25 protein-coding genes and 1 riboswitch are annotated in these 22,960 nt (G+C 68.8%); of the genes, 23 read left to right on the forward strand and 2 right to left on the reverse strand.

Annotated features, from left to right (window positions below):
* Positions 1-13: 13 nt before the first annotated feature.
* The 6 genes from AAY78_RS14650 to AAY78_RS14675 all read left to right on the forward strand — a co-directional run bounded on the left by AAY78_RS14650 (position 14) and on the right by AAY78_RS14675 (position 4,428).
* Complete coding sequence (locus AAY78_RS14650; protein WP_046749012.1) at positions 14-1,099, forward strand: histidinol-phosphate transaminase; 1,086 nt, start codon at positions 14-16, stop codon at positions 1,097-1,099.
* Positions 1,096-1,713: an imidazoleglycerol-phosphate dehydratase HisB gene (gene hisB, locus AAY78_RS14655; RefSeq protein ID WP_046749013.1), complete on the forward strand. Its 618-nt coding sequence runs from the start codon at positions 1,096-1,098 to the stop codon at positions 1,711-1,713. Before AAY78_RS14650 ends, hisB begins: the two co-directional genes overlap by 4 nt.
* Positions 1,710-2,345 carry an imidazole glycerol phosphate synthase subunit HisH gene (hisH, locus tag AAY78_RS14660; protein ID WP_046749014.1) on the forward strand — a complete coding sequence of 212 codons (636 nt, stop codon included), beginning with the start codon at positions 1,710-1,712 and terminating at the stop codon, positions 2,343-2,345. The genes hisB and hisH overlap by 4 nt, the downstream gene beginning before the upstream one ends.
* A gap of 103 nt (positions 2,346-2,448) precedes the next feature.
* Entirely contained in the window at positions 2,449-3,195 is a 747-nt protein-coding gene (priA, locus tag AAY78_RS14665; protein ID WP_046749015.1) for a bifunctional 1-(5-phosphoribosyl)-5-((5-phosphoribosylamino)methylideneamino)imidazole-4-carboxamide isomerase/phosphoribosylanthranilate isomerase PriA, read from the forward strand.
* Positions 3,179-3,976 (forward strand): SseB family protein, encoded by a 798-nt coding sequence (locus AAY78_RS14670; protein WP_046749016.1) that lies wholly within the window; start codon positions 3,179-3,181, stop codon positions 3,974-3,976. Before priA ends, AAY78_RS14670 begins: the two co-directional genes overlap by 17 nt.
* A gap of 23 nt (positions 3,977-3,999) precedes the next feature.
* Positions 4,000-4,428 (forward strand): hypothetical protein, encoded by a 429-nt coding sequence (locus AAY78_RS14675; protein ID WP_046749017.1) that lies wholly within the window; start codon positions 4,000-4,002, stop codon positions 4,426-4,428.
* Here the strand turns inward: AAY78_RS14675 and AAY78_RS14680 are convergent.
* A complete protein-coding gene (locus tag AAY78_RS14680) occupies positions 4,421-4,819 on the reverse strand; it encodes a DUF1844 domain-containing protein (RefSeq protein ID WP_046749018.1) in 399 nt (132 codons plus the stop codon). The two genes, AAY78_RS14675 and AAY78_RS14680, sit on opposite strands and share 8 nt — an antisense overlap.
* A 231-nt stretch (positions 4,820-5,050) precedes the next feature.
* Between AAY78_RS14680 and infC the strand changes: the two genes are divergently transcribed.
* From infC to rplT, 3 genes are all read left to right on the forward strand, one after another.
* Positions 5,051-5,692, forward strand: coding sequence for a translation initiation factor IF-3 (gene infC / locus AAY78_RS14685; protein ID WP_082108707.1), 642 nt, complete (start codon positions 5,051-5,053; stop codon positions 5,690-5,692).
* Positions 5,693-5,764: 72 nt separating this feature from the next.
* Positions 5,765-5,959, forward strand: a complete 195-nt coding sequence (gene rpmI / locus AAY78_RS14690; protein WP_017828564.1) for a 50S ribosomal protein L35 — start codon at positions 5,765-5,767, stop codon at positions 5,957-5,959.
* A gap of 34 nt (positions 5,960-5,993) precedes the next feature.
* Positions 5,994-6,380 carry a 50S ribosomal protein L20 gene (rplT, locus tag AAY78_RS14695; RefSeq protein WP_017202428.1) on the forward strand — a complete coding sequence of 129 codons (387 nt, stop codon included), beginning with the start codon at positions 5,994-5,996 and terminating at the stop codon, positions 6,378-6,380.
* Positions 6,381-6,388: 8 nt separating this feature from the next.
* Here the strand turns inward: rplT and AAY78_RS14700 are convergent, their stop codons facing one another.
* Positions 6,389-6,841, reverse strand: a complete 453-nt coding sequence (locus tag AAY78_RS14700; protein ID WP_046749020.1) for a ribosomal maturation YjgA family protein — start codon at positions 6,839-6,841, stop codon at positions 6,389-6,391.
* A 57-nt stretch (positions 6,842-6,898) separates the two neighbouring features.
* Between AAY78_RS14700 and AAY78_RS14705 the strand changes: the two genes are divergently transcribed.
* The 14 genes from AAY78_RS14705 to AAY78_RS14770 all read left to right on the forward strand — a co-directional run bounded on the left by AAY78_RS14705 (position 6,899) and on the right by AAY78_RS14770 (position 22,804).
* Positions 6,899-7,711, forward strand: coding sequence for a TrmH family RNA methyltransferase (locus AAY78_RS14705; protein ID WP_045263330.1), 813 nt, complete (start codon positions 6,899-6,901; stop codon positions 7,709-7,711).
* A gap of 36 nt (positions 7,712-7,747) precedes the next feature.
* Positions 7,748-8,419, forward strand: a complete 672-nt coding sequence (locus AAY78_RS14710) for a response regulator transcription factor (protein ID WP_046749021.1) — start codon at positions 7,748-7,750, stop codon at positions 8,417-8,419.
* 3 nt (positions 8,420-8,422) lie between these two features.
* Positions 8,423-9,799 carry a sensor histidine kinase gene (locus AAY78_RS14715; protein WP_046749022.1) on the forward strand — a complete coding sequence of 459 codons (1,377 nt, stop codon included), beginning with the start codon at positions 8,423-8,425 and terminating at the stop codon, positions 9,797-9,799.
* Entirely contained in the window at positions 9,796-10,758 is a 963-nt protein-coding gene (locus AAY78_RS14720; RefSeq protein WP_046749023.1) for a TAXI family TRAP transporter solute-binding subunit, read from the forward strand. Before AAY78_RS14715 ends, AAY78_RS14720 begins: the two co-directional genes overlap by 4 nt.
* Positions 10,759-11,009: 251 nt before the next feature.
* Positions 11,010-11,759 (forward strand): amino acid ABC transporter ATP-binding protein, encoded by a 750-nt coding sequence (locus AAY78_RS14725; protein ID WP_082108708.1) that lies wholly within the window; start codon positions 11,010-11,012, stop codon positions 11,757-11,759.
* Between the two features lie 56 nt (positions 11,760-11,815).
* A complete protein-coding gene (locus AAY78_RS14730; RefSeq protein ID WP_046749024.1) occupies positions 11,816-12,733 on the forward strand; it encodes a glutamate ABC transporter substrate-binding protein in 918 nt (305 codons plus the stop codon).
* 79 nt (positions 12,734-12,812) lie between these two features.
* Positions 12,813-13,460: an amino acid ABC transporter permease gene (locus AAY78_RS14735; protein ID WP_046749025.1), complete on the forward strand. Its 648-nt coding sequence runs from the start codon at positions 12,813-12,815 to the stop codon at positions 13,458-13,460.
* Positions 13,457-14,359 carry an amino acid ABC transporter permease gene (locus tag AAY78_RS14740; RefSeq protein WP_046749085.1) on the forward strand — a complete coding sequence of 301 codons (903 nt, stop codon included), beginning with the start codon at positions 13,457-13,459 and terminating at the stop codon, positions 14,357-14,359. The genes AAY78_RS14735 and AAY78_RS14740 overlap by 4 nt, the downstream gene beginning before the upstream one ends.
* Before the next feature lie 42 nt (positions 14,360-14,401).
* Positions 14,402-15,442 (forward strand): phenylalanine--tRNA ligase subunit alpha, encoded by a 1,041-nt coding sequence (gene pheS, locus AAY78_RS14745; RefSeq protein ID WP_046749026.1) that lies wholly within the window; start codon positions 14,402-14,404, stop codon positions 15,440-15,442.
* Positions 15,442-17,961: a phenylalanine--tRNA ligase subunit beta gene (gene pheT, locus AAY78_RS14750; RefSeq protein ID WP_046749027.1), complete on the forward strand. Its 2,520-nt coding sequence runs from the start codon at positions 15,442-15,444 to the stop codon at positions 17,959-17,961. The genes pheS and pheT overlap by 1 nt, the downstream gene beginning before the upstream one ends.
* A gap of 74 nt (positions 17,962-18,035) precedes the next feature.
* A complete protein-coding gene (locus tag AAY78_RS14755; RefSeq protein ID WP_052748799.1) occupies positions 18,036-18,758 on the forward strand; it encodes a DUF402 domain-containing protein in 723 nt (240 codons plus the stop codon).
* Positions 18,755-19,717 carry an NAD-dependent epimerase/dehydratase family protein gene (locus AAY78_RS14760; RefSeq protein ID WP_046749028.1) on the forward strand — a complete coding sequence of 321 codons (963 nt, stop codon included), beginning with the start codon at positions 18,755-18,757 and terminating at the stop codon, positions 19,715-19,717. Before AAY78_RS14755 ends, AAY78_RS14760 begins: the two co-directional genes overlap by 4 nt.
* Positions 19,718-19,723: 6 nt before the next feature.
* Positions 19,724-19,818, forward strand: a riboswitch (TPP riboswitch).
* Complete coding sequence (thiM, locus tag AAY78_RS14765; RefSeq protein ID WP_046749029.1) at positions 19,809-20,657, forward strand: hydroxyethylthiazole kinase; 849 nt, start codon at positions 19,809-19,811, stop codon at positions 20,655-20,657. It overlaps the preceding riboswitch by 10 nt.
* Positions 20,654-22,804 carry a bifunctional hydroxymethylpyrimidine kinase/phosphomethylpyrimidine kinase gene (locus tag AAY78_RS14770; RefSeq protein WP_046749030.1) on the forward strand — a complete coding sequence of 717 codons (2,151 nt, stop codon included), beginning with the start codon at positions 20,654-20,656 and terminating at the stop codon, positions 22,802-22,804. The genes thiM and AAY78_RS14770 overlap by 4 nt, the downstream gene beginning before the upstream one ends.
* Positions 22,805-22,960 lie beyond the last annotated feature (156 nt).

Raw genomic sequence — 22,960 nt, forward strand, 5'->3', positions numbered from 1 at the left:
TAGCATGGGAAGGGTGACCCTCTCCCTCAACGATCTCCCGCTACGTGACGATCTCCGCGGATTGAAGCCATACGGTGCTCCACAGGCGCCGCTTCCCATCGCGCTCAACGTGAATGAGAACACGCATCCGATCCCCGATGCGGTGGCGAGCGACATCCTCGATGACATCGCCGTCGCGATCCGTGATGTCAACCGCTACCCGGATCGTGAGTTCACCACGCTTCGCGAGTCTTTCGCGGAGTACCTGGGCCACGGTCTCGTCCCCGAGCAGATCTGGGCGGGCAACGGGTCCAATGAGGTGCTCCAGCACATCCTGCAGGCCTTCGGAGGCCCTGGTCGCACGGCTTTCGGGTTCGCGCCGACCTATTCGATGTACCCGCTCATCGCGCAGGGCACCGGTGCGCGGTGGATCGCCGGCACGCGTCAGCCCGACTACACCATCACTCCGGAGGAGGCGGCCGAGCAGGTGCGGGCCGCCGAGCCGGACGTGGTCATCCTCTGCTCTCCCAACAACCCCACCGGCACGCCGCTCGGACTCGACGTCATCGAAGCGGTGTACGAGGCTGCCAGGGGCATAGTGATCGTCGACGAGGCCTACCAGGAGTTCGCGCCGCATGACGCGGTCTCCGCACTGACGCTGCTCGAGGGGCGGCCGCGTCTGGCCGTCTCGCGCACGATGAGCAAGGCCTTCGCGTTCGCCGGGGCCCGTGTCGGGTATCTCGCGGCCGACCCGGCGTTCATCGACGCGCTGCGGCTGGTGCGTCTGCCTTACCACCTGAGCGCACTCACCCAGGCGGCGGCCATCGCGGCGCTGCGCAATGCCGACGTCATGCTCGGCATGGTCGAGGAGATCGTCGAGCAGCGCGACCGCATCACGGCGACTCTCGAGGCGCTGGGTTACCAGCCGCACGAATCCTGGTCGAACTTCGTGCTGTTCGGTGGAGTCTCCGACCCGAAGGCCATCTGGCAGCAGCTGTACGACCAGGGGGTGCTGGTACGCGATGTCGGCATCCCAGGACACCTGAGGGTGAGCGCGGGCACCGAGGCCGAGACCACCGCGTTCCTCGATGCTCTGGCCTCGATAGGATCGGCTTCATGAGCACTTCCGCACCGACCCCGCGCACCGCGAGCCGTGTGCGCCGCACGTCGGAGTCCACCGTCGAGCTCGAGCTGAACCTCGACGGGACCGGCGCGAGCCACATCGACACCTCGGTGCCCTTCTTCGACCACATGCTCACGGCGTTCGCGAAGCACTCGCTGACCGACCTCACCGTGCGCGCCTCCGGTGACACCCACATCGACGCACACCACACCGTGGAAGACGTCTCGATCGTGCTCGGACAGGCGATCCTCGAAGCCCTCGGCGACAAGTCCGGCATCTCCCGGTACGGAGACGCCCTCGTCCCCCTCGACGAGGCGCTCGCGCAGGCCGTGGTCGACATCTCGGGCCGCCCGTACCTCGTGCACACGGGGGAGCCCGAGGGGTTCGAGCACCACCTGATCGGCGGACACTTCACAGGGTCGCTCGTCCGCCACTCCTTCGAAGCCATCACGTTCAATGCCGCTCTCACGGTGCACGTGCGTGTGCTCGGCGGCCGAGACCCGCATCACATCGCGGAAGCGGAGTACAAGGCGTTCGCGCGTGCGTTCCGTCAGGCCAAGGCGCTGGATCCGCTCGTCGACGGCATTCCGTCCACCAAGGGCGCGCTGTGACGTCGGCTCCTCGCGTCGCGGTGTTCGACTACGAGTCGGGCAACGTCCACTCGGCCGTCAAGGCTCTCGTGGCTGCCGGTGCCGACGCCGTGCTGACGCGCGACCGCACCACCGCCCTCGAGGCTGACGGCCTGGTCGTTCCCGGCGTCGGCGCGTTTCAGGCGGTTCGCGATGCCCTGCGTGCGCACGGAGGCGACGAGATCATCGACCGCCGTCTGGCCGGTGGCCGTCCGGTCCTCGGCATCTGCGTCGGGATGCAGGTGCTGTTCGAGCACGGCGTCGAGCGTGGGCGTGATACCGCTGGGCTCGGAGAGTGGCCCGGAGCCGTCACCGAGCTCAACGCGCCGGTGCTTCCGCACATGGGCTGGAACACCGTCGCGCCCGGTTCCGACAGCGTGCTCTTCCGCGGCATCGAGCAGGAGCGCTTCTACTTCGTGCACTCCTACGCCGCCCAGTCCTGGCAGCTCGATGTCATGCCGCCGTTCCCGGAACCCGTCCTGACCTGGACGACCTACGGCGATCCCTTCCTCGCCGCCGTGGAGAACGGCCCGCTGTCGGCGACGCAGTTCCACCCGGAGAAGTCCGGCGAAGCAGGTATCCAGCTGCTGCGCAACTGGGTCGAGAGTCTCTGACGACGCCCGCCGACGTCACCCGTTTTGTTCCCCGCCGCCCGGCGGACTACCCTCGGTTCTCGTGCCCGCACCGGGCCGAAGAGCTTCCCGATCCAAGGACCCCATGAACGACTTCGCGCAGTCCCCCTCGCTCACGCTCCTTCCCGCGGTCGATGTCGCCGGGGGCAAGGCCGTCCGACTGACTCAGGGCGAGGCCGGAACCGAGACCAGCTATGGCGACCCGTTGGACGCCGCAGGGGAGTGGGTGTCGCAGGGCGCCTCCTGGATCCACCTGGTCGACCTCGACGCGGCCTTCGGTCGGGGCAGCAACGCGCCGATCCTGCGCAAGGTCATCAAGCAGTTTAAGGGCGTGAACATCGAGCTTTCGGGTGGTATCCGCGACGACGCGACGCTGGAGGCGGCTCTGGAGAGCGGCGCGACGCGGATCAACCTGGGCACGGCGGCGCTGGAGAATCCGGAGTGGGCTGCCGACGTGATCGGCCGTTACGGCGAGGCGATCGCCGTCGGTCTCGATGTGCGCGGAACGACGCTCGCCGCCCGCGGATGGACCAAGGAGGGCGGGGACCTCTGGGAGGTGCTCGACCGCCTCGAAGACGCCGGCTGCAGCCGCTACGTGGTCACCGACGTCACGAAGGACGGAACCCTCCGCGGTCCGAACCTCGACCTTCTCCGTGAGGTCACCTCCCGCACCCCGAAGCCGGTGGTCGCGTCAGGCGGCATCTCGAGCCTGGACGACATCGCCGCGCTCCGCGACCTCGTGCCGTTGGGCGTCGAGGGCGCGATCGTCGGCAAGGCACTCTACGCCGGCGCCTTCACGCTGGCTGAGGCACTGGATGTCGCAGGAGACTGACGCGCACGCGTGCGGCCCCGAGCCGCACAACCACGGCGATTCAGCAGGCGTCCCGTGGGAGGGGCGCAGCTTCGAGTCGAATCCGCACGCCGCGGACGACGGTTCCGCCGACCCCGCGCTGCTGGCGGCGCTGCTGCGCTTCCGCGCCGGCGAGGGCAGCCAGTCCGAGGTCGTCGACGCCTTCCGTGCCGCCCGTGTGCTGGTGCCCCTCATCGCGGAGAAGGGGGAGGAGGGGATCGCCCCCAACGGCCTCACCGTTGATAAGACGCAGGAGCTCTCCATCGTCACGGTCGCGGCTCCGGATGGTCGGCGCGTGCAGCCGGTGTTCTCGTCGGTCCAGGCGATGCAGGCGTGGGACCCGACGGCGCGACCCATCCCCGTCGAGGCTATCCGCGCGGCGCTGGCCGCCTCGTCGGAGGACACCGACCTGATCGTGCTCGACCCGACGTCCGACACCGAGTTCGTCATCCGGCGTCCTGCCGTGTGGGCGATCGCTCAGGAGCAGCGCTGGGAGCCGAGCTTCCTGTCGACCGAGGTGTTCACGGCGCTGCAGGAGAGCGTGGCCCACGAACTGGCCGTCATCGACGTGGCTGTGGCTTCCGGGGACCCCGACGCCCGTCTGCGCGGGCCCGAGCTCATCGTGGTCCTCGAGCTGGTCGACGGACTCGAACGCGAGGTGCTCGACGCCGTGCTCTCGCGTCTCGCGTCTCGCTGGGCATCGGACGACCGGATCGCCGTGCTCGTCGACTCCCTCACCGTGAAGCTCCGCCGCAGCGCCTGAACCGCTTCGCTACGCTCGGGGACATGCCCCGGACTCTGTTGCGAGCCCTCGCCGCCGTCGTGCTGCTCGGAGGCGCCGTCGCCGGCACTTCCGGCTGCGTGGTCAACGCGTGCCCGACGATCGCCTACATCAGCACGGTCGTCGTCGACGTGAGCGCCTTCCCGGCGGCGACCGACCTCCAGTTCTGCGCGGACGGGCAGTGCTCACCGGGGCCGGGGGAAGATGCGAGCTCGTCCGCGAACCTGTTCTCGGCGTCTCCGTCGGCCGACGGCACGTGGAGCATGTCCTTCGACATGTCCACTCCCGACCTGGTCGACATCCGGTTGTTCGATGCGCAGGGTGCCGTCATCCATGAGTCGGAACAGGAGATCTCCTGGACTCGCACCGAAGGGCAGTGCCCCGGCCCGGCCTCGGCCGACCCTCTGGTCGTCGAGCCCGCGGCAGCTAGTTGACCGGGCCGGTCCACTTCTCGCCCGGTCCCTTGCCGATCGGATCGGGGATCGTGGACGCCTCGCGGAAGGCGAGCTGGAGTGAGCGGAGACCGTCGCGCAGGGACCGCGCGTGCATGTCGCTGATCTCCGGAGCGCCGGCGGTGATGAGCCCGGCGAGGGAGTTGATGAGCTTGCGCGCCTCGTCGAGGTCGAGCTGCGCTGCGGCGTCCGGATCGTCGGCGAGCCCGAGCTTGACGGCTGCCGCGCTCATGAGGTGCACGGCGGCGGTGGTGATCACCTCGACTGCGGGTACATCGGCGATGTCACGGGTGGCCGACGATGCGGCCTCCTCCTGACGTGCCCAACGCTCTTCGCGCTCGCGTGCCGCCTCGTCCGGTGCCTGGTTCGTCACTTCGCCTTGCTTTCTGTTAGACTTTGGCGGGCTCCGGAGCGTCATGCTCCGGAACGAAAGAGGATTCACTTCCCACCCGCGCTTGCCGTTCAAGGCTACCGGGTCTTGCACTCCACCGGCTCCGTTCGAAAGAAGGAGCCGGCAGACAGGGTGCGGAGCCGGCGTCTGAATGCCGGTGGGTGGGGACGATTCCGATTTCGCCCGTGATGCAGACAGCGTCGCGGTGGCCGAATCACATCGTCTAAGGAGTTCCGCATCAGCGATCCCCGTACCAATGAGCGCATCCGCGTCCCCGAGGTCCGCCTCGTCGGCCCCGCGGGTGAGCAGATCGGCGTCGTCCGCATCGAAGCCGCACTGCGCCTCGCGCAGGAAGCCGATCTCGACCTCGTCGAGGTCGCCCCGAACTCGAAGCCGCCCGTCGTCAAGATCATGGACTACGGCAAGTTCAAGTACGAGGCCGCCCAGAAGGAAAAGGAAGCTCGCCGCAACCAGGCGAACACGATCCTCAAGGAAGTGCGCTTCCGTCTGAAGATCGAGGCTCACGACTACACGACCAAGCTCAAGCGTGCCGAGGGCTTCCTCAAGGCCGGCGACAAGGTCAAGGCCATGATCCTGTTCCGCGGTCGCGAGCAGTCGCGTCCCGAGCAGGGTGTGCGTCTGCTGCGCAAGTTCGCCGAGGACGTCGCCGAGTTCGGCACCGTCGAGTCGAACCCGACCATCGACGGTCGCAACATGGTGATGGTCGTGGCTCCGCTCAAGAGCAAGTCCGAGGCGAAGCAGGAGCAGAACGCCGTGCGCGATGCTCAGCGCGCGGACAAGAAGCAGGCTGCGCGCGAGGCGAAGAACGAGGCCGCCGCCACCACTGCGGAGTAGTACCCGCCCCAGAACTCCCGCACCGCGGGTTGACACCGTCGCCTGAGAAGGCGCCATACGAAGGAAGAGAAGATGCCGAAGCAGAAGACCCACTCGGGTGCTAAGAAGCGCTTCAAGATCACCGGCAGCGGAAAGCTGAAGAAGCAGCAGGCCGGGATGCGCCACAACCTCGAGCACAAGTCGAGCCGTCGCACGCGTCGTCTGAACCAGGACCAGGTCCTGTCGAAGGCTGACACCAAGGTCGCGAAGAAGCTTCTCGGTCGCTGACGCGCGCCGAACGCACGAATAGGAACACAGGAAAATGGCAAGAGTCAAGCGGGCAGTAAACGCCCACAAGAAGCGCCGGGTCATCCTCGAGCGCGCCTCCGGTTACCGCGGACAGCGTTCGCGCCTCTACCGCAAGGCCAAAGAGCAGGTCATCCACTCGCTGGTCTACTCGTACCGTGACCGTCGCAAGCGCAAGGGCGATTTCCGTCGTCTGTGGATCCAGCGCATCAACGCTGCGGCCCGCCAGAACGGCATGACGTACAACCGCTTCATCCAGGGCCTCGGCCTCGCGGGTGTCACGGTCGACCGTCGTATGCTCGCCGACCTCGCGGTCAACGACGCTGCCACGTTCACGACGCTGGTCGAGACGGCGAAGAAGGCTCTTCCCTCCGACGTCAACGCGCCGAAGTCGGCTGCGTAAGCACCTCTTCACACAGGGCGCTCTCCTTCGGGAGGGCGCCCTGTGGCGTTTCCCGGCGTGGCGAGGACTGCCGCGCGGCTGAGCGCGAGATCGACGAGGGCGGCCGCGGCGACGGCACTCGCGTATACGGCTATGTCCCGTCCATCGAATCCGGAGCCGAGGACGAGTCGGACCGGGGGAAGTGCCGATGCCCACTCGCGAGGGATACCGGTGAGCTGGAACAGTTCGACGCCGGCGCAGAACACGAAGGCGACGAGGGCCGGCGCGAGGGGGCGCCGCCGCACGGCGATCAGGGCGACGAGCAGATAGATGAGCACGGCGTACAGCGCATCGCCGATGATGTCGCCCACGACCCCGCCCGCACTGCGATGGATGACGAGCCCGATCGCGACCGTCGCGACGGCGAGCACTGCGAGGACGATCCGCCGACGGGAGCTCCTCACCGCGGCATCGATCGTCATGCAGGCACCCTACCCGGATGGTGCGGGAGAGGGCCGTGCGTTCCCTAGACTGTGATCGTGCTGGAGAACCCCCGTTCGCCCCGAGTCCGTGCTGTCGCGAAGCTGACCAAACGCAGCGCGAGGACTGAGACAGGCCTGTTCCTTCTGGAAGGCCCGCAGTCGGTGCGCGAGGCGCTCACCTACCGTCCCGAGGCGATCGTCGAGCTCTTCGCGACGCCGAACGGCTGGGAGCGGCACCCCGACATCCGCGCGAAGGCCGCAGAGGCGGACATCGAGGTCGAGTACGTCACCGAGTACGTGCTCAACGCCATGGCCGACACCGTCACACCGCAAGGCCTCGTCGCCGTCGTGCAGCAGACGCCGACGTCGGTGCGCGACATCTTCGACGCCTCGCCGCGACTGGTGGCGATCTGCGAGGAGGTGCGGGATCCAGGGAACCTCGGCACGATCATCCGGGCAGCAGATGCCGCGGGTGCGGATGCCGTCGTCCTGACCGGTCGCACCGTCGATCCGTACAACCCGAAGGTGGTGCGCGCGACCACAGGGTCCCTGTTCCACCTTCCCGTCTCGGTCGGGGGCGACCTCGCCGAAGTCGTGAAGCGTGCTCACGCCGCAGGTCTGCGCATCCTCGCGGCGGACGTGAAGGGCGATGACCTGCTGGAAGCGCGCGCGGAGGGCGTGCTGGCCGAGCCGACGGGATGGCTCTTCGGCAACGAGGCGCGCGGACTCGAAGACGAGGCGCTGGATCTCGCGGACCGCGTGCTCAAGCTTCCGATCTTCGGCCGAGCCGAGTCGCTCAATCTGGCGACGGCCGCCAGCGTCTGCCTGTATGAAAGCGCATTCGCTCAGCGGGCGACGTCCGTCGACTGAGGTGACGGACGCCGGGGGAAGCGGGAAGCGGAGTCGATGAGGATTCTGATCGTCGAAGACGACGACCGGGTCGCAGGCGCACTGGAGGCGTTTCTCGCCCGGTCCGGGTACGCGACCGTCCGTGCGGCGGATGGAGCGTCTGCACTGGGTCTTCTCGGAGCGGACACCGAGGTGGTGCTGCTCGATCTCGGTCTGCCCGACGTCGACGGGGTCGACCTGTGTCGCCGGATCAGGGGCCGCTCCGAGGTCCCGATCGTGATCGTGACCGCCCGCAGTCAGGTCGCGGAGCGCATCAAAGGGCTCCGCGCCGGAGCCGATGACTTCGTGGTGAAGCCCTACGATGTTCACGAGCTCCTGGCGCGGATCGAGGCGGTCACACGGCGATCCAGGCCGATGAGGCCCGAGGCGGATGCGCGCGTCCTGCTCCACGGAGGCGGCGTGCAGGTCGATCTGATCGCTCGCCAGGTGCTGGTCGACGGCGCGGCCATCGACCTCACGCGCAAGGAGTTCGACATCATCGCCGTCCTGGCCCGCTACCCGGGAGTGGCGGTGCCGAAGGACCGGCTGATCCGCGAGGTGTGGAACACCGACTGGCGAGGATTCGGCCATTCTCTGGAGGTGCACGTCGGGGCGATCAGGAAGAAGACCGGGGTCCGCGGGGTCATCGAGACGGTCCGCGGGGTCGGCTATCGGCTGGCAGGGTCCTGAGTCGTGCGTCGTCGCCTCATCCTCGTGTTCCTGATACCGCTCGTCGCGATCCTGGCCGGACTCGGCGGTGCCGCGGGGTGGAGCGCCGCCCAGAGCGTGCAGCAGGCCTTCTATGCGCAGCAGATCGGCGACCTCGGCTACTTCGTCACGAGCGCGCGCCAGGCTCTGCGTTCCGGCAGTGCTGCCGTGATCGAGGCGGAGGTGGAGCGGTTCCGCGAGGTCTACGGGATCGAGGTGACCGTGTTCGATCTCGGGGGCGGCGTGTGGGCCGCAGCGGATCAGGAACCGGCGGTGCTTCGCGAAGACGATGCCGAGCGCGTCAAGCTGGCGCTCTCCGGTCGACGAGCCGAGCAGCCGACGGTGGTGTTCCCGTGGAGCGTCTCGGATTCCGCATTGGCCGAGCCGGTGTTCGATGACGGTGACGTGATAGGCGCCGTGCTCGTCGCCGGAGATGTGGCGGCTCCGCGCGCCGCGATCCTGCACCAGCTCCTGCTCATCTCGGCGATCGCGGGCGTGCTCGTCGCGCTCGGCGTGCTCCTGGTGTTCCGGCTCGCGCGTTGGGTGCTCTCGCCGGTGCGCCGACTCGACGAGGCCATGGTCGCGATTGAGCGCGGCGAGATGGACGCGCGCGTTGCTGCGGACGACGGTCCGCCGGAGCTCCGCCGCATGGCGCACGTGTTCAACGGCATGGCCGACGAGATCGAACGGGTGATGACGAGGCAGCAGGAGTTCGCGCTCAACGCCTCACACGAACTGCGCAACCCCCTCAATGCTCTGCTCCTGAGAGTGGAGCATCTGGCGACGGGACTCGGCGACGAGTGGCAGGGCGACGTCGAGGAGACGAGGGAGGAGGGGCGCCGGATGACCCGCATCCTCGAGACACTTCTCGGCCTCGCGCGCGGCGGCCGTGGCGACTCGACCATCTCCGCTGTGGATCTGGCGACTCTGGCCGCTCGTCGCCGGGAAGCATGGCGCGATGTCGCGGCTCAGCGCGGAGTCGGGCTGCGCCCCACCGGTGTGTCATCGGTGATGAGCGTGACCGACCGCACGATCGTGGAGAGCGCGCTGGATGCCGTGATCGACAATGCCGTGAAGTTCTCGCCCGAGGGGGCGCACATCGAGATCGGGGCGAGACGGGAAGGAAGCGTCTGTCGGATCACGGTCCGCGATCACGGTCCGGGCCTCACCGACGAGCAGGCAGCTGCGGCGACCGACCGGTTCTGGCGCAACGTCGACACCGGGGATACACCGGGGTCAGGACTCGGGCTGGCGATCGCGAGCGATCTGCTGGCGACGATCGGGGGAGAGCTGGCGGTCTCTTCGGCACAGGGTGGCGGACTCGAGGTCGCGCTCGTCCTGCACGACGGGTCCACGCCATGAGGTCGGCCGCCAGGGGACTTCTCGCGGGAGGACTCGCGTTCGTGCTGCTGACCGGGTTGACCGCGTGCGTCCCTCGCTCCGACGAGTGGAGCGACGTCGAGTACGCGATCGCCAGCGGGGGCTCGACCGGTGTGTACTACGACTACGGCAGCCACCTGGCGGAAGAGCTGTCGGACCGGCTGGACCTCCGGATGGTCGCGCAGGAGACCGCGGGATCGGTCGACAACCTGCTGCGGGTGAGTTCGGGCGAGGCCCTGCTCGGATTCGCGCAGGGGGATGCCGCCGCCGACGCGGTGTCGGGCACCGGCGCCTTCGAGCGGCCGTTGGAGGTGGAGGCTCTCGCCCGCCTGTACGACGAGTACGTTCAGGTCGTGGTGCGGGGGGATTCGGACATCGACGACATCGGCGATCTTGCCGGCCGCACCATCTCACTCGGCGCCGAGAACTCCGGCGTCAACGTGATCGCTGGCCGAGTGCTCGACGCGGCAGGCGTCGCGCTCGATTCCGTCCGCGACCCCCAGCTCGACCTCAGCGCGTCGATCGGTGCGATGGAGCGTGGTGAGATCGACGGCTTCTTCTGGGTGGGGGGCCTGCCCACTCCCGGCGTGGCCGAACTGTCCTCGCGGGCTCCGGTGCGTCTGCTCCCGATCGAGCCCGAGTGGGTCAATGCCGTGAACGAACGGTACTCGCATGCCTATCGGCAGGCCGATGTCCCCGCGGGGACATACGGCCTGCCGGACTCCGCGCCGACGATGGCCGTTCCCAACTATCTCGTCACCGCCGCGTCCACGCCGGATGCCGTCGTGCACGATGTCCTGGCCGGGCTCTTCGACGCGCGACTGCGCATCGCGGGGGAGGTGCCGACCGCGGCGCTGCTGGATCGGCGCTCGGCGATCTTCACCGGTCCGGTCCCTCTCCACGATGGTGCGATCGACTACTACCGCGACCTGCGCGGTTGACTGCTCAAGAAATCCTCAAGAAGTCTGACAGCGGGGCCGGCGCTCTGCCATTGTGAGGTCGATCGCGCACGATCGTCGCCTGCTGCACAACTGTCGTTGGGGCATCGCAGCAGGACGATTCCGCGGCCCGTGGGGGCGGGCCGCGGGGTACCCATGCACAGCAGCATTGGTGCCGCGATCAGGTGATTACGAACGTGTAAATCTCACCGAGGTGCCTGGAGACCCGCGCCCGACGTGGCTAGTTTGGAGAAATGATGACCTCTGATACCCCGCTCGTCGTGGTCGAGAACGTCCAGAAGCACTACGGCGACTTCCAGGCGCTCACCGACATCGATCTGACCGTGAACTCGGGGGAGGTCGTCGTCGTGATCGGCCCGTCCGGCTCTGGGAAGTCGACACTGTGCCGCACGATCAACCGCTTGGAGACGATCACCAGCGGGAGCATCCGCATCGACGGCAAGGAACTCCCGGCCGAGGGCAAGGGCCTGGCTCATCTGCGCGCCGACGTCGGCATGGTCTTCCAGTCGTTCAACCTCTTTGCCCACCTCACGATCCTCGAGAACGTGACTCTCGGACCGATCAAGGTGCGCGGCATCAAGAAGGCCGACGCCGAGAAGGAGGCGATGATGCTGCTCGAGCGCGTCGGCGTGGCGCAGCAGGCCTCGAAGCTCCCTGCCCAGCTCTCCGGTGGTCAGCAGCAGCGCGTGGCCATCGCCCGCGCTCTCGCGATGCAGCCCAAGGTGATGCTGTTCGACGAGCCCACCAGTGCTCTCGACCCCGAGATGATCAACGAGGTGCTCGACGTCATGGTCGAACTCGCCCAGGACGGGATGACGATGATCGTCGTCACGCACGAGATGGGCTTCGCGCGCAAGGCCGCCGACCGCGTCGTGTTCATGGCGGACGGACGGATCGTGGAGGAGGCGACTCCCGAGGAGTTCTTCACGCACCCGAAGAGCGATCGCGCCAAGGACTTCCTCTCGAAGCTCCTCACGCACTGACGCGCCCGCACACTCACACACAGACCCTGCACACACAGCACACGAAGGAGACGCACATGCGACGCACACGGACACTGGCAGGCATCGGAATCGCGGCAGCCGCGCTGCTGACGCTCACCGCCTGCAACAGCGGAACACCGTCCAGCACGGGGGCCCCGGAAGGCGGCGACGAAGGTGACTCCTCCAGCAGCACGCCCTGGACAGTCCTGACCGACGTCAGCATCGACGGCAGCCCGACGTTCGACCGGATCGAGTCGTCCGGAAAGATCAAGGTCGGCGTCAAGGAGGACCAGCCCGGTCTCGGCTACCTCGACCCCGTGACCGGTGACCGCACCGGATTCGACGTCGACATCGCCCGCTGGATGGCGGCATCGCTCGGTGTCGACCCGGAGAAGATCGAGTTCCAGGCGATCGCCTCCGCGAACCGCGAGCAGGCCATCGTGAACGGCGACATCGACTACTACGTCGGCACCTACTCCATCACCGACAAGCGCAAGGAGCAGATCTCCTTCGCCGGTCCGTACTTCGTCACCGGCCAGGGTCTCCTGGTGGCAGCTGACAGCGATATCAAGAGCGTCGACGACCTCGACTCCTCGACGACCGTCTGCTCGGCGACCGGCTCGACGCCGATCCAGAACATCAAGACGAACTACCCCGACGTGCCCACCAAGGAGTACGACACGTACTCCAAGTGCGTCGAGGACCTGAAGAACGGCCAGGTGGACGCGGTCACCACCGATGAGGCGATCCTCATCGGCTACGCGGCTCAGGACCCGGACAACCTCAAGGTCGTCGGTGAGCCCTTCAGCGAGGAGCGCTACGGCATCGGCGTCGCCAAGGGCGACGACGCCCTCGTGGAGTACTTCAACACGCAGCTGACCGACGGTGGCGAGATCTGGCAGCAGATCTTCGACAACAACCTCGGTGCCTCCGGCGTCAAGGCGACGCAGCCCGAGGTCGACCCGGTCGGTTGATCTCCGCGGGGCGGTCGGCATGGTCGGCCGCCCCGCTCATGCAGGACACTTTCGAGAACCCGAATCGACAGGAGCAGCAGTGGGAGTCATCTCCGACCACCTCGACCTCTGGGGAGAGGCACTGTGGGGAACCATCGTGCTGTTCCTCGGCGGCGGCATCATCGCGCTGGTCCTCGGGCTCATCGTCGGGGCCGCGCGTGTGTCGCCGGTCCCGATCGCCCGCGCCGTCGGTGGCGTGTACGTGAACTGGATCCGCAACACACCACTGACCCTGGTCATGTTCTTCTTCGCCTTCTGCCTTCCGATCCTGCTGGGGGAGCGGGTGAACTCCCTGCTGCTGGCCGTGATCGCGCTCGGCATCTACACCGCGACCTATGTGGCGGAGGCGCTGCGAGCCGGCATCAACACCGTGCCGGTCGGCCAGGCGGAAGCCGCACGGGCGATCGGCCTGAACTTCGGCCAGGTCATGCGCTACGTGGTGCTGCCGCAGGCGACGCGCTCCGTCGTCCCGCCCATGATGAGCGTGCTCATCGCCCTCATGAAGAACACCACGGTTGCCGCAGGGTTCTCGGTCGTCAACCTCGGCACCATCCGCGCGGCGCTCAGCGAACGCGGTGAGAACGCGCTCGTCGTGCTCCTGTGGGTCATGGTCCTGTTCGTGGTGCTGGTGCTGCTGCTCGCCTGGGTGCAGCGCGTTCTCGAGAACAAGTGGAGGATCGCGCGATGAGTTCCGTCCTGTTCGACGTCCCCGGCCCCCGTGCCGTCGCCCGCAACCGGCTCATCGGAGTCGCCACGGTGCTCGTGGTCCTCGCGGTGCTCGGCTGGGTGGTGTGGAGGCTGTTCGCCACCGGGCAGTTCTCCGCAGAGAAGTGGAACATCTTCACGTTCTCCGCGGTCTGGATCCGCTTCGGCGAAGGCCTCCTGGCCACGCTGGCCGCGTTCGCCGTCGCCGGCGTCGGGTCCCTCGCGCTCGGATTCCTGCTCGGCATCGGCCGCCTCTCGGAGCACGCCTGGGTGCGTGAGCCGGTCCGGTGGATCATCGAGGTGCTGCGAGCGGTGCCCGTGCTCATCCTCATGATGCTGCTGTACTACGGCCTCCCGGTGATCGGCGTGAAGATGCCGCCGTACTGGGCCGTCGTCATCGCCCTGATCGTCTACAACGGCTCCGTGCTCGCCGAGGTGCTGCGAGCTGGCATCGAGTCGCTGCCCCGCGGACAGAAGGAGGCCGGCTACGCGATCGGACTGCGGAAGACCGGGGTGATGTACTTCATCCTGATCCCGCAGGCCGTCCGGGCCATGATGCCGGTGATCATCGCGCAGCTCGTCGTGGCGCTCAAGGACACCGCGCTCGGCTTCATCATCACGTACCAGGAGCTCCTCTACGTCATCAACCAGATCGGCAACCAGGCGCCCTACGGCTCCCCGCTGATCCCGGCGGCGATCGTCGGCGGATCGATGTACGTGGCCGTCTGCCTCCTGCTCTCCTACATCGCCTACCGCCTGCAGAAGCGTGCCAAGCGCTCGCCGAAGGCAGGGCCTGCGGTGCCGGATCCCCGCCAGCACGGAGGCGAGACCAACACCTCGCTCATCGTGCTGCAGGGAGATGGGTCCGAGAAGGCGCGCTGATCCGCGAAAGCCACCTGCGCGCCCCCGGTAGACTCGATTCTCGTGTCAGAGTCTCCTGAAATCACCCCGGAAGCGGTCGAGTCCGCTGTTGCCGATGCCCTCGCGGCGATCGCCGCAGCCGCCGACACCGCCGAGCTGAAAGCGGCCCGCGCCGCACACGTCGCCGACGGATCGCCGCTCGCGGTACTGAACGCCTCGATGCGCCAGGTCGCTCCCGAGAACAAGGCCGCATTCGGCAAGCTCGTGGGCCAGGGGAGAGGGCAGGTGACCCAGGCGCTGGCCGCGAAGGAGGCCGAGCTCGCCGAGGCCGAGGTCGCCGCGCGCCTCGAGTCCGAGCGGGTGGACATCACCGCCGTGCCCTCGCGCACGCGTGTCGGCGCCCGACACCCGCTCACGCTCCTGCAGGACCAGGTGTGCGACATCTTCGTCGGCATGGGCTGGGAGATCGCGGAGGGACCGGAGCTCGAGCACGAGTGGTTCAACTTCGACGCACTGAACTTCGATGTGGACCACCCCGCACGCCAGGAGCAGGACACGTTCTACGTGGACCCGCCCTCGCGTCACCTCGTGATGCGCACGCACACGAGCCCGGTGCAGGTGCGCTCGATGCTCGACCGCGAGGTGCCCATCTACGTGCTGTGCCCCGGCCGGGTGTATCGCACCGACGAGTTCGACGCCACGCACCTGCCGGTGTTCACGCAGTTCGAGGGACTCGTGATCGACAAGGGCATCACGATGGCGCACCTCAAGGGCACGCTCGACCACTTCGCGAAGCTGCTCTTCGGCCCCGAGGCCAAGACGCGCTTCCGCACCAACTACTTCCCCTTCACCGAGCCGTCCGCCGAGCTCGATCTGTGGCACCCCACGTTCAAGGGCGGTGCGCGCTGGATCGAGTGGGGCGGCTGCGGCATGGTCAACCCGAACGTGCTGCGCGCGGCAGGGATCGACCCGGAGGAATACAGCGGCTTCGCGTTCGGCATGGGCATCGAGCGGGGCCTGATGTTCCGCAGCGACGTCCAGGACATGCGCGACATGGCCGAGGGCGATGTCCGATTCAGCGAGCAGTACGGGATGGTGGTGTGATGCGCGTCCCGCTTTCGTGGTTGCGTGAGTACGTCGATCTGGCAGCGGACGCCACGCCCGAGGATGTCCTCGCGGCCCTGGTGACCGTCGGCTTCGAAGAGGAGGACGTGCACCGTTTCGACATCACGGGCCCCGTGGTGGTCGGCCAGGTCGTCTCGCTCGAGCCGGAGCCCCAGTCCAACGGCAAGACCATCAACTGGTGCCAGGTCGACGTCGGCGAGGCGAACGGCGGCATCCGTGGCATCGTCTGCGGCGCGCACAACTTCGTCGTCGGGGACAAGGTCGTCGTGACCCTGCCCGGTGCGGTGCTGCCCGGTCCGTTCCCGATCGCCGCCCGCAAGACCTACGGTCATGTGTCGGACGGCATGATCGCCTCTGCGCGCGAGCTGGGACTCGGTGACGAGCACAACGGCATCGTCGTGCTGTCCGACCTCGGCATCGATGCGCCCGTCGGCACCGACGCGATCGCCCTGCTCGGCCTCGACGACGTCGCGGTGGAGATCAACGTCACGCCCGACCGCGGTTACGCCTTCTCCCTGCGCGGGGTGGCTCGTGAGTACGCGCACGCGACCGGAGCGACCTTCCGCGACCCGGCGGAGCGCGACTTCGCCGAACTCCAGCCGGGCACCGGACACACGACCGTGGTCGACGACGTCGCACCTGTGCGTGCGAACGTCGGCGCCAGCGAGTTCGTGACCCGTGTCGTCCGCGACGTCGATCCCTCGCGTCCGACTCCTCCGTGGATGGTGGCGCGGCTCAGCCTCGCCGGCATGCGGTCGCTGGGCGTGCTCATCGACATCACCAACTATGTGATGCTCGAGCTCGGACAGCCGCTGCATGGCTACGACCTCGACAAGCTCACGGGCGGCATCACGGTCCGCCGCGCGACTCCGGGCGAGAAGATGACCACCCTCGACGGCGTCGAGCGCGCGCTGCACACCGAAGACCTGCTCATCACAGACGAGTCGGGTCCGATCGGCCTGGCCGGCGTCATGGGCGGCGGCACGACGGAGATGAGCGACTCCACCCGGAACGTGATGATCGAGGCGGCGAGCTTCGACCCGACCACGATCGCCCGTTCGGCTCGTCGTCACAAGCTGCCCAGCGAGGCGTCCAAGCGTTTCGAGCGCGGCGTCGACCCGCTGATCCCCTTCGTCGCGGCCCGGCGCGCGGCCGACCTCATGGTCGAGTTCGCCGGGGGCACGCTCACGGAGGAGGGCGGCGCGCTGTTCGCCGAGGTCTTCGTCGCGGAGATCGAGCTGCCCGCCGGCTTCGTGCAGGGGCTCATCGGCGTCGACTACACCGATGAAGAGATCACCGGTGCGCTGACGACGATCGGCGCGGAGGTCAGCCCTTCGACCGGCTCAGGGACCCAGGGCGGGTGGACGGTCATCCCGCCGACCTGGCGCCCCGACCTCACCGACAAGTGGACGCTCGCCGAGGAAGTCGCCCGCATCCACGGGCTCGACCGCATCCCCTCGGTGCTGCCGACGCCTCCCTCCGGGCGCGGCCTCACCGCGCACCAGCAGGGCCGCCGCCGCGTGGCCGATGCTCTGGCTGCTGCGGGGCTGGTCGAGACGCCGTCGTTCCCGTTCACCACGGAGGCGCAGAACGATCTGCACGGCTCCGCGTCGGGCGAGCACCTGCCGAGCATCCGTCTGGCGAATCCGCTCGACGGGCAGGCGCCGTACCTGCGCCGGTCGCTGATCCCCGGTCTGCTGCAGACCGCGCACCGCAACATCTCCCGCGGGCTCACCGACCTCGCGATCTTCGAAACCGGGGTGGTCTTCCTTCCCGAGCCGGGTGTGGAGTACGGCACCGATGAGGTGCCGCCGCTGGGGGAGCGTCCGTCCGACGAGACGCTCGCGGAGCTGAACGCCTCGATCCCGCCACAGCACCGGTTCGTCTCCGGACTCCTCACCGGCCATGTCGCACCGCGCCAGCCCGGTCGCCCCGCCGAGGCCGCCGGCCTCGTGGAGGCTCTGGACGCGGTCCGTGTGATCGCGGCAGCCGCCGGGGTCGACATCGACGTGCTCCAGGCCGAACGCGCCGCCCTCCACCCCGGGCGCACCGGGTCGCTCCTGGTGGCAGGCGAAGAGGTCGGATACGTCGGCGAGCTGCACCCCGCTGTCGCCGAGGGGGCCGATCTTCCCGGGCGCGCGACCGTGTTCGAGCTCGACCTCGACCGCATCCTGTCGCTTGCCGGCGGACGGGTCGTCGCGGCTTCGCTGTCGACGTTCCCCGCCGCTACGCAGGACGTGTCGCTCCTGGTTCCGGCCGGGGTCCCCGCCGCGGATGTGCAGGCCGCCCTCGCCGAAGGTGCGGGCACGCTGCTGGAGTCGGTGCGCCTCGTCGACGACTATCGCGGAGAGGGCGTTCCGGAGGGTTCCAAGAGCCTGACCTTCGCACTGAGGTTCCGGGCGGATGACCGCACCCTCACCGCGGCGGAGGCCACGGAAGCCAAGCTCGCCGGAGTCGAGGTCGCTGCGCAGCGCTTCGGAGCGACGCTGCGCGACTGAGGGCCGATCCGCGGTGTGAGGCGCACCGTGTCGTCCTCGGATGATCCAGGTCGGCGCCGGAGTACCGTGGCGGGATGAGAATCCTCCCCCAGGGCACTCCGGCCGCCGTCCCCGACGGGGCGCGACCGCTCGGCGAGGGGCCGTTCCTCGAGCCCGGCGCACAGATCGACTGGCACTACCGGAAACCGGGGTGGCAGCCGGGAGAGCCGTCCAGGATCTCGCCGATGCGCGTGGTCCGTGATGATGAGCGCGGTCTCGTGGCCTGGCTCGCTCCCGGGACGCTCCAGGAGGCGCCCGGCTCCAGCGATGGACAGCGCGTTCGGGAAGTGCCTCTCGCCCGGCGCTGGCTCGAGCCGCGGACGCGCATCGTGGAGCGCTGGCGGGGCAACGGGGTGCTGTGCATCGCCCCTGCGGGGATGCCGTGGTCGATCTGGCTTTTCTGGAGCGACACCACCGGGCCGGACTGGGCGTTCTCCGGGTGGTACGTGAATCTCGAAAACGCGCATCTGCGGACAGACCGGGACACCTTCTCGTCCGACCATATCCTCGACGTCGAGATCGATCCGGCGGGCGGCATCCACCTCAAGGACGAGGATGAGCTCGTCGCCGCGATCGCCCAGGGACGGCTCAGTTCCGAGCAGGCCGCGCAGATCGAGCGGCACGCGGACGCGGCCATCGCGTCGTTCGAGGCCGACGACTGGCCGTTCGACTCCGCGTGGACCCGCTGGCGGCCCGACCCCGCCTGGACGGTTCCGGTGCTGGCAGGCCTTGACCGGTTGGGTGCAGGCACACCATGACGGATGTTCTGATCCTGGGCGGCACCGGGTGGCTCTCCGGGCGCGTCGCCGGTCACTGGCGCGACCACGGAGCCACGGTCACCTGCCTCGCTCGAGGCACACGGCCCGCGCCGGAGGGAACGGTCCTGGTGCGTGGCGATCGCGAGGAGGCTTCGACCTACGCCGACCTCGCACGACGGGAGTGGGACCACGTCGTCGACATCTCCTCCCAGGCGGCGCATGTCGATCGGGCAGTCGAGATGCTGGGCGATCGAGCGGCACGATGGACGTACGTGTCATCCGTGTCGGTGTACTCCGATGACGAGACGGTCGGTGCGGACGAATCGGCTCCACGACACCCGGCGGCGGTTCTCGGCGACGAGTACGAGTACGCGGCGCAGAAGGTCGCCGCCGAGGACTCCGTCGCCCGATTGGGGGAGCGGGCACTCGTGGTGCGTCCCGGCCTGATCGTGGGCGACGGAGACCTGAGCGACCGCTTCGGCTACTGGAGTGCTGCGTTCGCTCGTGCCGACGCTGACGCCGTGCTGCTGCCCCCGCTGGACGGGCGGAGCGCTCAGTTGATCGACGTCGACGATCTGGCGGAGTACATCGTCACCGCGCGAGGCAGCGGAGCCGTCAACGCCGTCGGCGACGAGAGGCCTCTCGCGGATGTGCTGCGGATGGTCCGCGCTGCATCCGGGCACACCGGGGCGACCATCGTCGCGGACGAGGAGTGGCTCATCGCGCATGACGTGGACCACTGGGCCGGCCCGCACTCCCTGCCGCTGTGGCTCCCGCCCGAGATGACGGGATTCATGACCCGCTCGAACGCGGCATTCCATGAGACCGGTGGGACGCTCCGTCCGCTCGTCGACACGATCGAGCGCGTGCTCGCCGACGAACGGGAGCGCGGACTCGACCGCGAACGACGTGCCGGGCTCACGCGGGCGCAGGAGCGGGCGCTGCTGGCCGATCGATAGACTGCGGACAGTGACACGGGGTGCCGCGATCCGCGGCTGAGAACAGACCCGTCGAACCTGATCTAGTTCGTACTAGCGAAGGGATGTCGCGATGAGCGATCTTCTGCGTCCTGATTCCACACACGATCTCGCCGAAAAGGCTGCGGTGCTGCTGGGGGTGTTGCGTGAGGCGCCACCGCTGACGCACTGCATCACCAATGCCGTGGTCACCGGCTTCACCGCCAACGTGCTGCTGGCGCTCGGGGCTGCCCCCGCCATGGTCGACATCGTCGGGGAGGCCGGCATGTTCGCCGGTGTCGCCTCGGGGATGCTGGTCAACCTGGGGACGCCCACCCCGGAGCAGCGCGCGGCGACTCTGGAAGCCGTCACCGGTGCGAGGGCAGCCGGTACGCCCTGGGTGCTCGACCCCGTCGCGGTCGGTGCGCTCCCGGTGCGCACCGCACTCGCGCGTCAACTCGTCGAGCAGCGTCCGACCGCGATCCGCGGCAACGCCTCGGAGGTGCTGGCTCTCGCGGGGCTCAGCGCCGGTGGGCGAGGTGTGGATTCCACCGACAGCACCGAGTCCGCGGCCGAGGCCGCATCGGCGCTGGCTCGGACGACACGCGGTGTGGTGGCCGTGTCCGGCCCGATCGATCTGCTCACCGACGGCGAACGCGTGCTGCGGTTGTCCAACGGGCACGAGCTGCTCACGAGGGTCACGGGCGGCGGTTGTGCTCTGGGCGCGGTGATGGCGGCCTTCCTCGGCGCTGCGCGGGCGACAGGGCACGACGCGCTCACGGCGGTCGCGTCGGCGAGCCTCGTGTACACGATCGCGGCGGAGCAGGCAGCGGAGCGGTCCACCGGGCCGGGGAGCTTCGCCGTCGCGCTGCTGGATGCCCTCGCCGCGGTGGATTCCGCTGACATCAGGGTCCGTGCCCGCGTCGAAGGCGGTGCCCTGTGAACGCCGACCTCTCGCTCTACCTCGTCACGGATGCGGAGCTGTGCGGAGACCGGGGCGTCGTCGAGACCGTCCGGCACGCGGTGGAAGGCGGGGTGCGCATCGTGCAGCTGCGCGACAAGGACGCGACCGACGAGGAGACGGTCGAACAGCTGGTCGCGCTGTCGCAGGCGATCGACGGTCGGGCGCTGCTCGTGGTGAACGATCGGCTGGGCGCGGCCGTGGCTGCTCGTGAGCGTGGAGCCAGGGTCGATGGCGTGCACCTCGGTCAGGGCGACGCCTCGGTGCTGCGCGCCCGTGAGGCACTCGGACCCGACGCGTTGATCGGCCTCACCGCCAACACCGCCGCGCACCTCGACGCGGTGCGGGCCCTCCCGGCCGGGACGGTCGACTACCTCGGGGTCGGCGTCATCCGTCCCACCCTCACGAAGCCGGATCACCCCGTCCCGCTGGGCGTGGAGGGATTTCGCGACTTCGCCAGGCGCAGCGCACTCCCGTGCGTGGCGATCGGCGGTGTCCACATCGACGACACCGAGGCCCTTCGCGATGCCGGTGCGGCGGGGGTGGCCGTGGTCTCGGCGCTGTGTGCCGCCGACGATCCGGCCGCCGTAGCGACGCGGTTCCTGCGGCGCTGGCGCTCCGGGGGTGTACCGCGAGTGCTCAGCATCGCCGGGAGCGACCCGTCCGGAGGTGCGGGCATCCAGGCCGACCTCAAGTCCATCGCCGCGAACGGCGGGTACGGGATGGCTGTGCTCACGGCGCTGACCGCGCAGAACACGCAGGGCGTGCGCGCTGTGCACGTGCCGCCGGTCGACTTCCTCCGCGCGCAGCTCGATGCCGTGTCGGACGACATCGTGATCGACGCCGTGAAGATCGGGATGCTCGCCGACGCCGAGGTCATCCGCGCAGTGGGGGCGTGGCTCGACCGCGTGCGCCCGCCTGTCGTGGTGCTCGATCCCGTCATGGTCGCGACCTCCGGCGACCGGCTGCTGGATCCGGAGGCGGAGCGAGCACTGCACGGACTCCTCGCGCGGGCGACTCTGGTCACTCCGAATCTCGCCGAACTCGCGGTGCTCGCCGGTCGGGAGATCGCCGACTGGGAGGATGCCATCTCCGCGGCGCACGAGCTGTCCGCCCGGATCGATGCGGCCGTCCTGGTCAAGGGCGGCCATCTCGTCGGCGATGAGGCCCCCGATGCGTTGGTCGACGCGGCGCGCGGTCTGCGCAGAGACTTTCCAGGACGACGGATCACGACCGGAAACACCCATGGCACCGGCTGCTCGCTGTCGTCCGCGCTCGCGACCCTGCTCGCGCGGGGGCACGACGCAGAAGCGGCCGTCGGCGCCGCGCGCATCTGGCTTCGCGAAGCCCTGCGGGCGGGGGACGCGTTGCGCGTCGGCGGTGGGCACGGGCCGATCAACCACTTCTCCGGACTCTGGGAACGGGCGGGAACAGAGGCCCGTCCGGTCGCGGACGACATCGCGGCGGACTGGTGGCACGACATCAGGGAGATCCGCACCGCGATCGACGAGCTGCCCTTCATCCGCGCGCTCGCCGACGGGACGCTGGAGCGCGGACCGTTCCTGTCCTATCTCGCCCAGGACGCGCTGTACCTGCGCGAGTACGCCCGTGTGCTCGCGGAAGCGTCCCGGCTCGCGCCGACATCCGATGAGCAGGCGTTCTGGGCGGAGTCGGCACGCGGTTCGATCGTGGGCGAGCTAGAGCTGCACGCGTCGTGGTTGACTCCGACGCAGGGGGTGAGCGCGGACACGTTCTCCGCCGAGCCGGGGGCGGCCACCACCGCCTACCTCGATCACCTGCGCTCTGTCGCGTTCGGTGGGGACTACGCAGAGATCGTCGCGGCCGTCCTCCCGTGCTTCTGGCTATACACCGACCTCGGCCGACGCCTGCATGCCGGGGCCTTCGGTCAGTACGCGCAGGATCCCCAGCACCCCTACGCCTCGTGGCTGGTGGCCTACGCCGATCCCGCGTTCGAAGAGGCGACCGAGACGGCGATCGCCTACGCCTCCGAAGCGGCGGCAACGGCTGATGCCGCGACCCGCGCCAGGATGCGCCACGTCTTCGAGGTCTCGAGTGCCCACGAACTCGCCTTCTTCGCCGCACCGCTGGAGCCCTCACCCCGCAGATGACGAACCGGATTTGCGGTGGCAGCCGAGGCCGCGCTACTGTCGCGACATGCCTTCGGCCGCCACCGCTTCTCCGACGCTCGCTCCGAGCGTCATCGCTGTGCGCCGACGCCGCGGCCGCCGACTGTAGGCGACCCCGCCCTTCTGCCCGTGCGCGCA

This window comes from Microbacterium sp. Ag1 (assembly GCF_001005635.1).
GTDB classification, from domain to species: domain Bacteria; phylum Actinomycetota; class Actinomycetes; order Actinomycetales; family Microbacteriaceae; genus Microbacterium; species Microbacterium oxydans.

Bases quoted from the DNA above. Each gene is read 5' to 3' on its own strand.
- hisB (WP_046749013.1), top strand. From the start codon at position 1,096: ATGAGCACTTCCGCACCGACCCCGCGCACCGCGAGCCGTGTGCGCCGC.
- priA (WP_046749015.1), top strand. From the start codon at position 2,449: ATGAACGACTTCGCGCAGTCCCCCTCGCTCACGCTCCTTCCCGCGGTC.
- AAY78_RS14670 (WP_046749016.1), top strand. From the start codon at position 3,179: ATGTCGCAGGAGACTGACGCGCACGCGTGCGGCCCCGAGCCGCACAAC.
- AAY78_RS14675 (WP_046749017.1), top strand. From the start codon at position 4,000: ATGCCCCGGACTCTGTTGCGAGCCCTCGCCGCCGTCGTGCTGCTCGGA.
- rpmI (WP_017828564.1), top strand. From the start codon at position 5,765: ATGCCGAAGCAGAAGACCCACTCGGGTGCTAAGAAGCGCTTCAAGATC.
- rplT (WP_017202428.1), top strand. From the start codon at position 5,994: ATGGCAAGAGTCAAGCGGGCAGTAAACGCCCACAAGAAGCGCCGGGTC.
- AAY78_RS14700 (WP_046749020.1), bottom strand. From the start codon at position 6,841: ATGACGATCGATGCCGCGGTGAGGAGCTCCCGTCGGCGGATCGTCCTC.
- AAY78_RS14710 (WP_046749021.1), top strand. From the start codon at position 7,748: ATGAGGATTCTGATCGTCGAAGACGACGACCGGGTCGCAGGCGCACTG.
- AAY78_RS14720 (WP_046749023.1), top strand. From the start codon at position 9,796: ATGAGGTCGGCCGCCAGGGGACTTCTCGCGGGAGGACTCGCGTTCGTG.
- AAY78_RS14725 (WP_082108708.1), top strand. From the start codon at position 11,010: ATGATGACCTCTGATACCCCGCTCGTCGTGGTCGAGAACGTCCAGAAG.
- AAY78_RS14730 (WP_046749024.1), top strand. From the start codon at position 11,816: ATGCGACGCACACGGACACTGGCAGGCATCGGAATCGCGGCAGCCGCG.
- AAY78_RS14740 (WP_046749085.1), top strand. From the start codon at position 13,457: ATGAGTTCCGTCCTGTTCGACGTCCCCGGCCCCCGTGCCGTCGCCCGC.
- pheT (WP_046749027.1), top strand. From the start codon at position 15,442: ATGCGCGTCCCGCTTTCGTGGTTGCGTGAGTACGTCGATCTGGCAGCG.
- AAY78_RS14755 (WP_052748799.1), top strand. From the start codon at position 18,036: ATGAGAATCCTCCCCCAGGGCACTCCGGCCGCCGTCCCCGACGGGGCG.
- AAY78_RS14760 (WP_046749028.1), top strand. From the start codon at position 18,755: ATGACGGATGTTCTGATCCTGGGCGGCACCGGGTGGCTCTCCGGGCGC.
- thiM (WP_046749029.1), top strand. From the start codon at position 19,809: ATGAGCGATCTTCTGCGTCCTGATTCCACACACGATCTCGCCGAAAAG.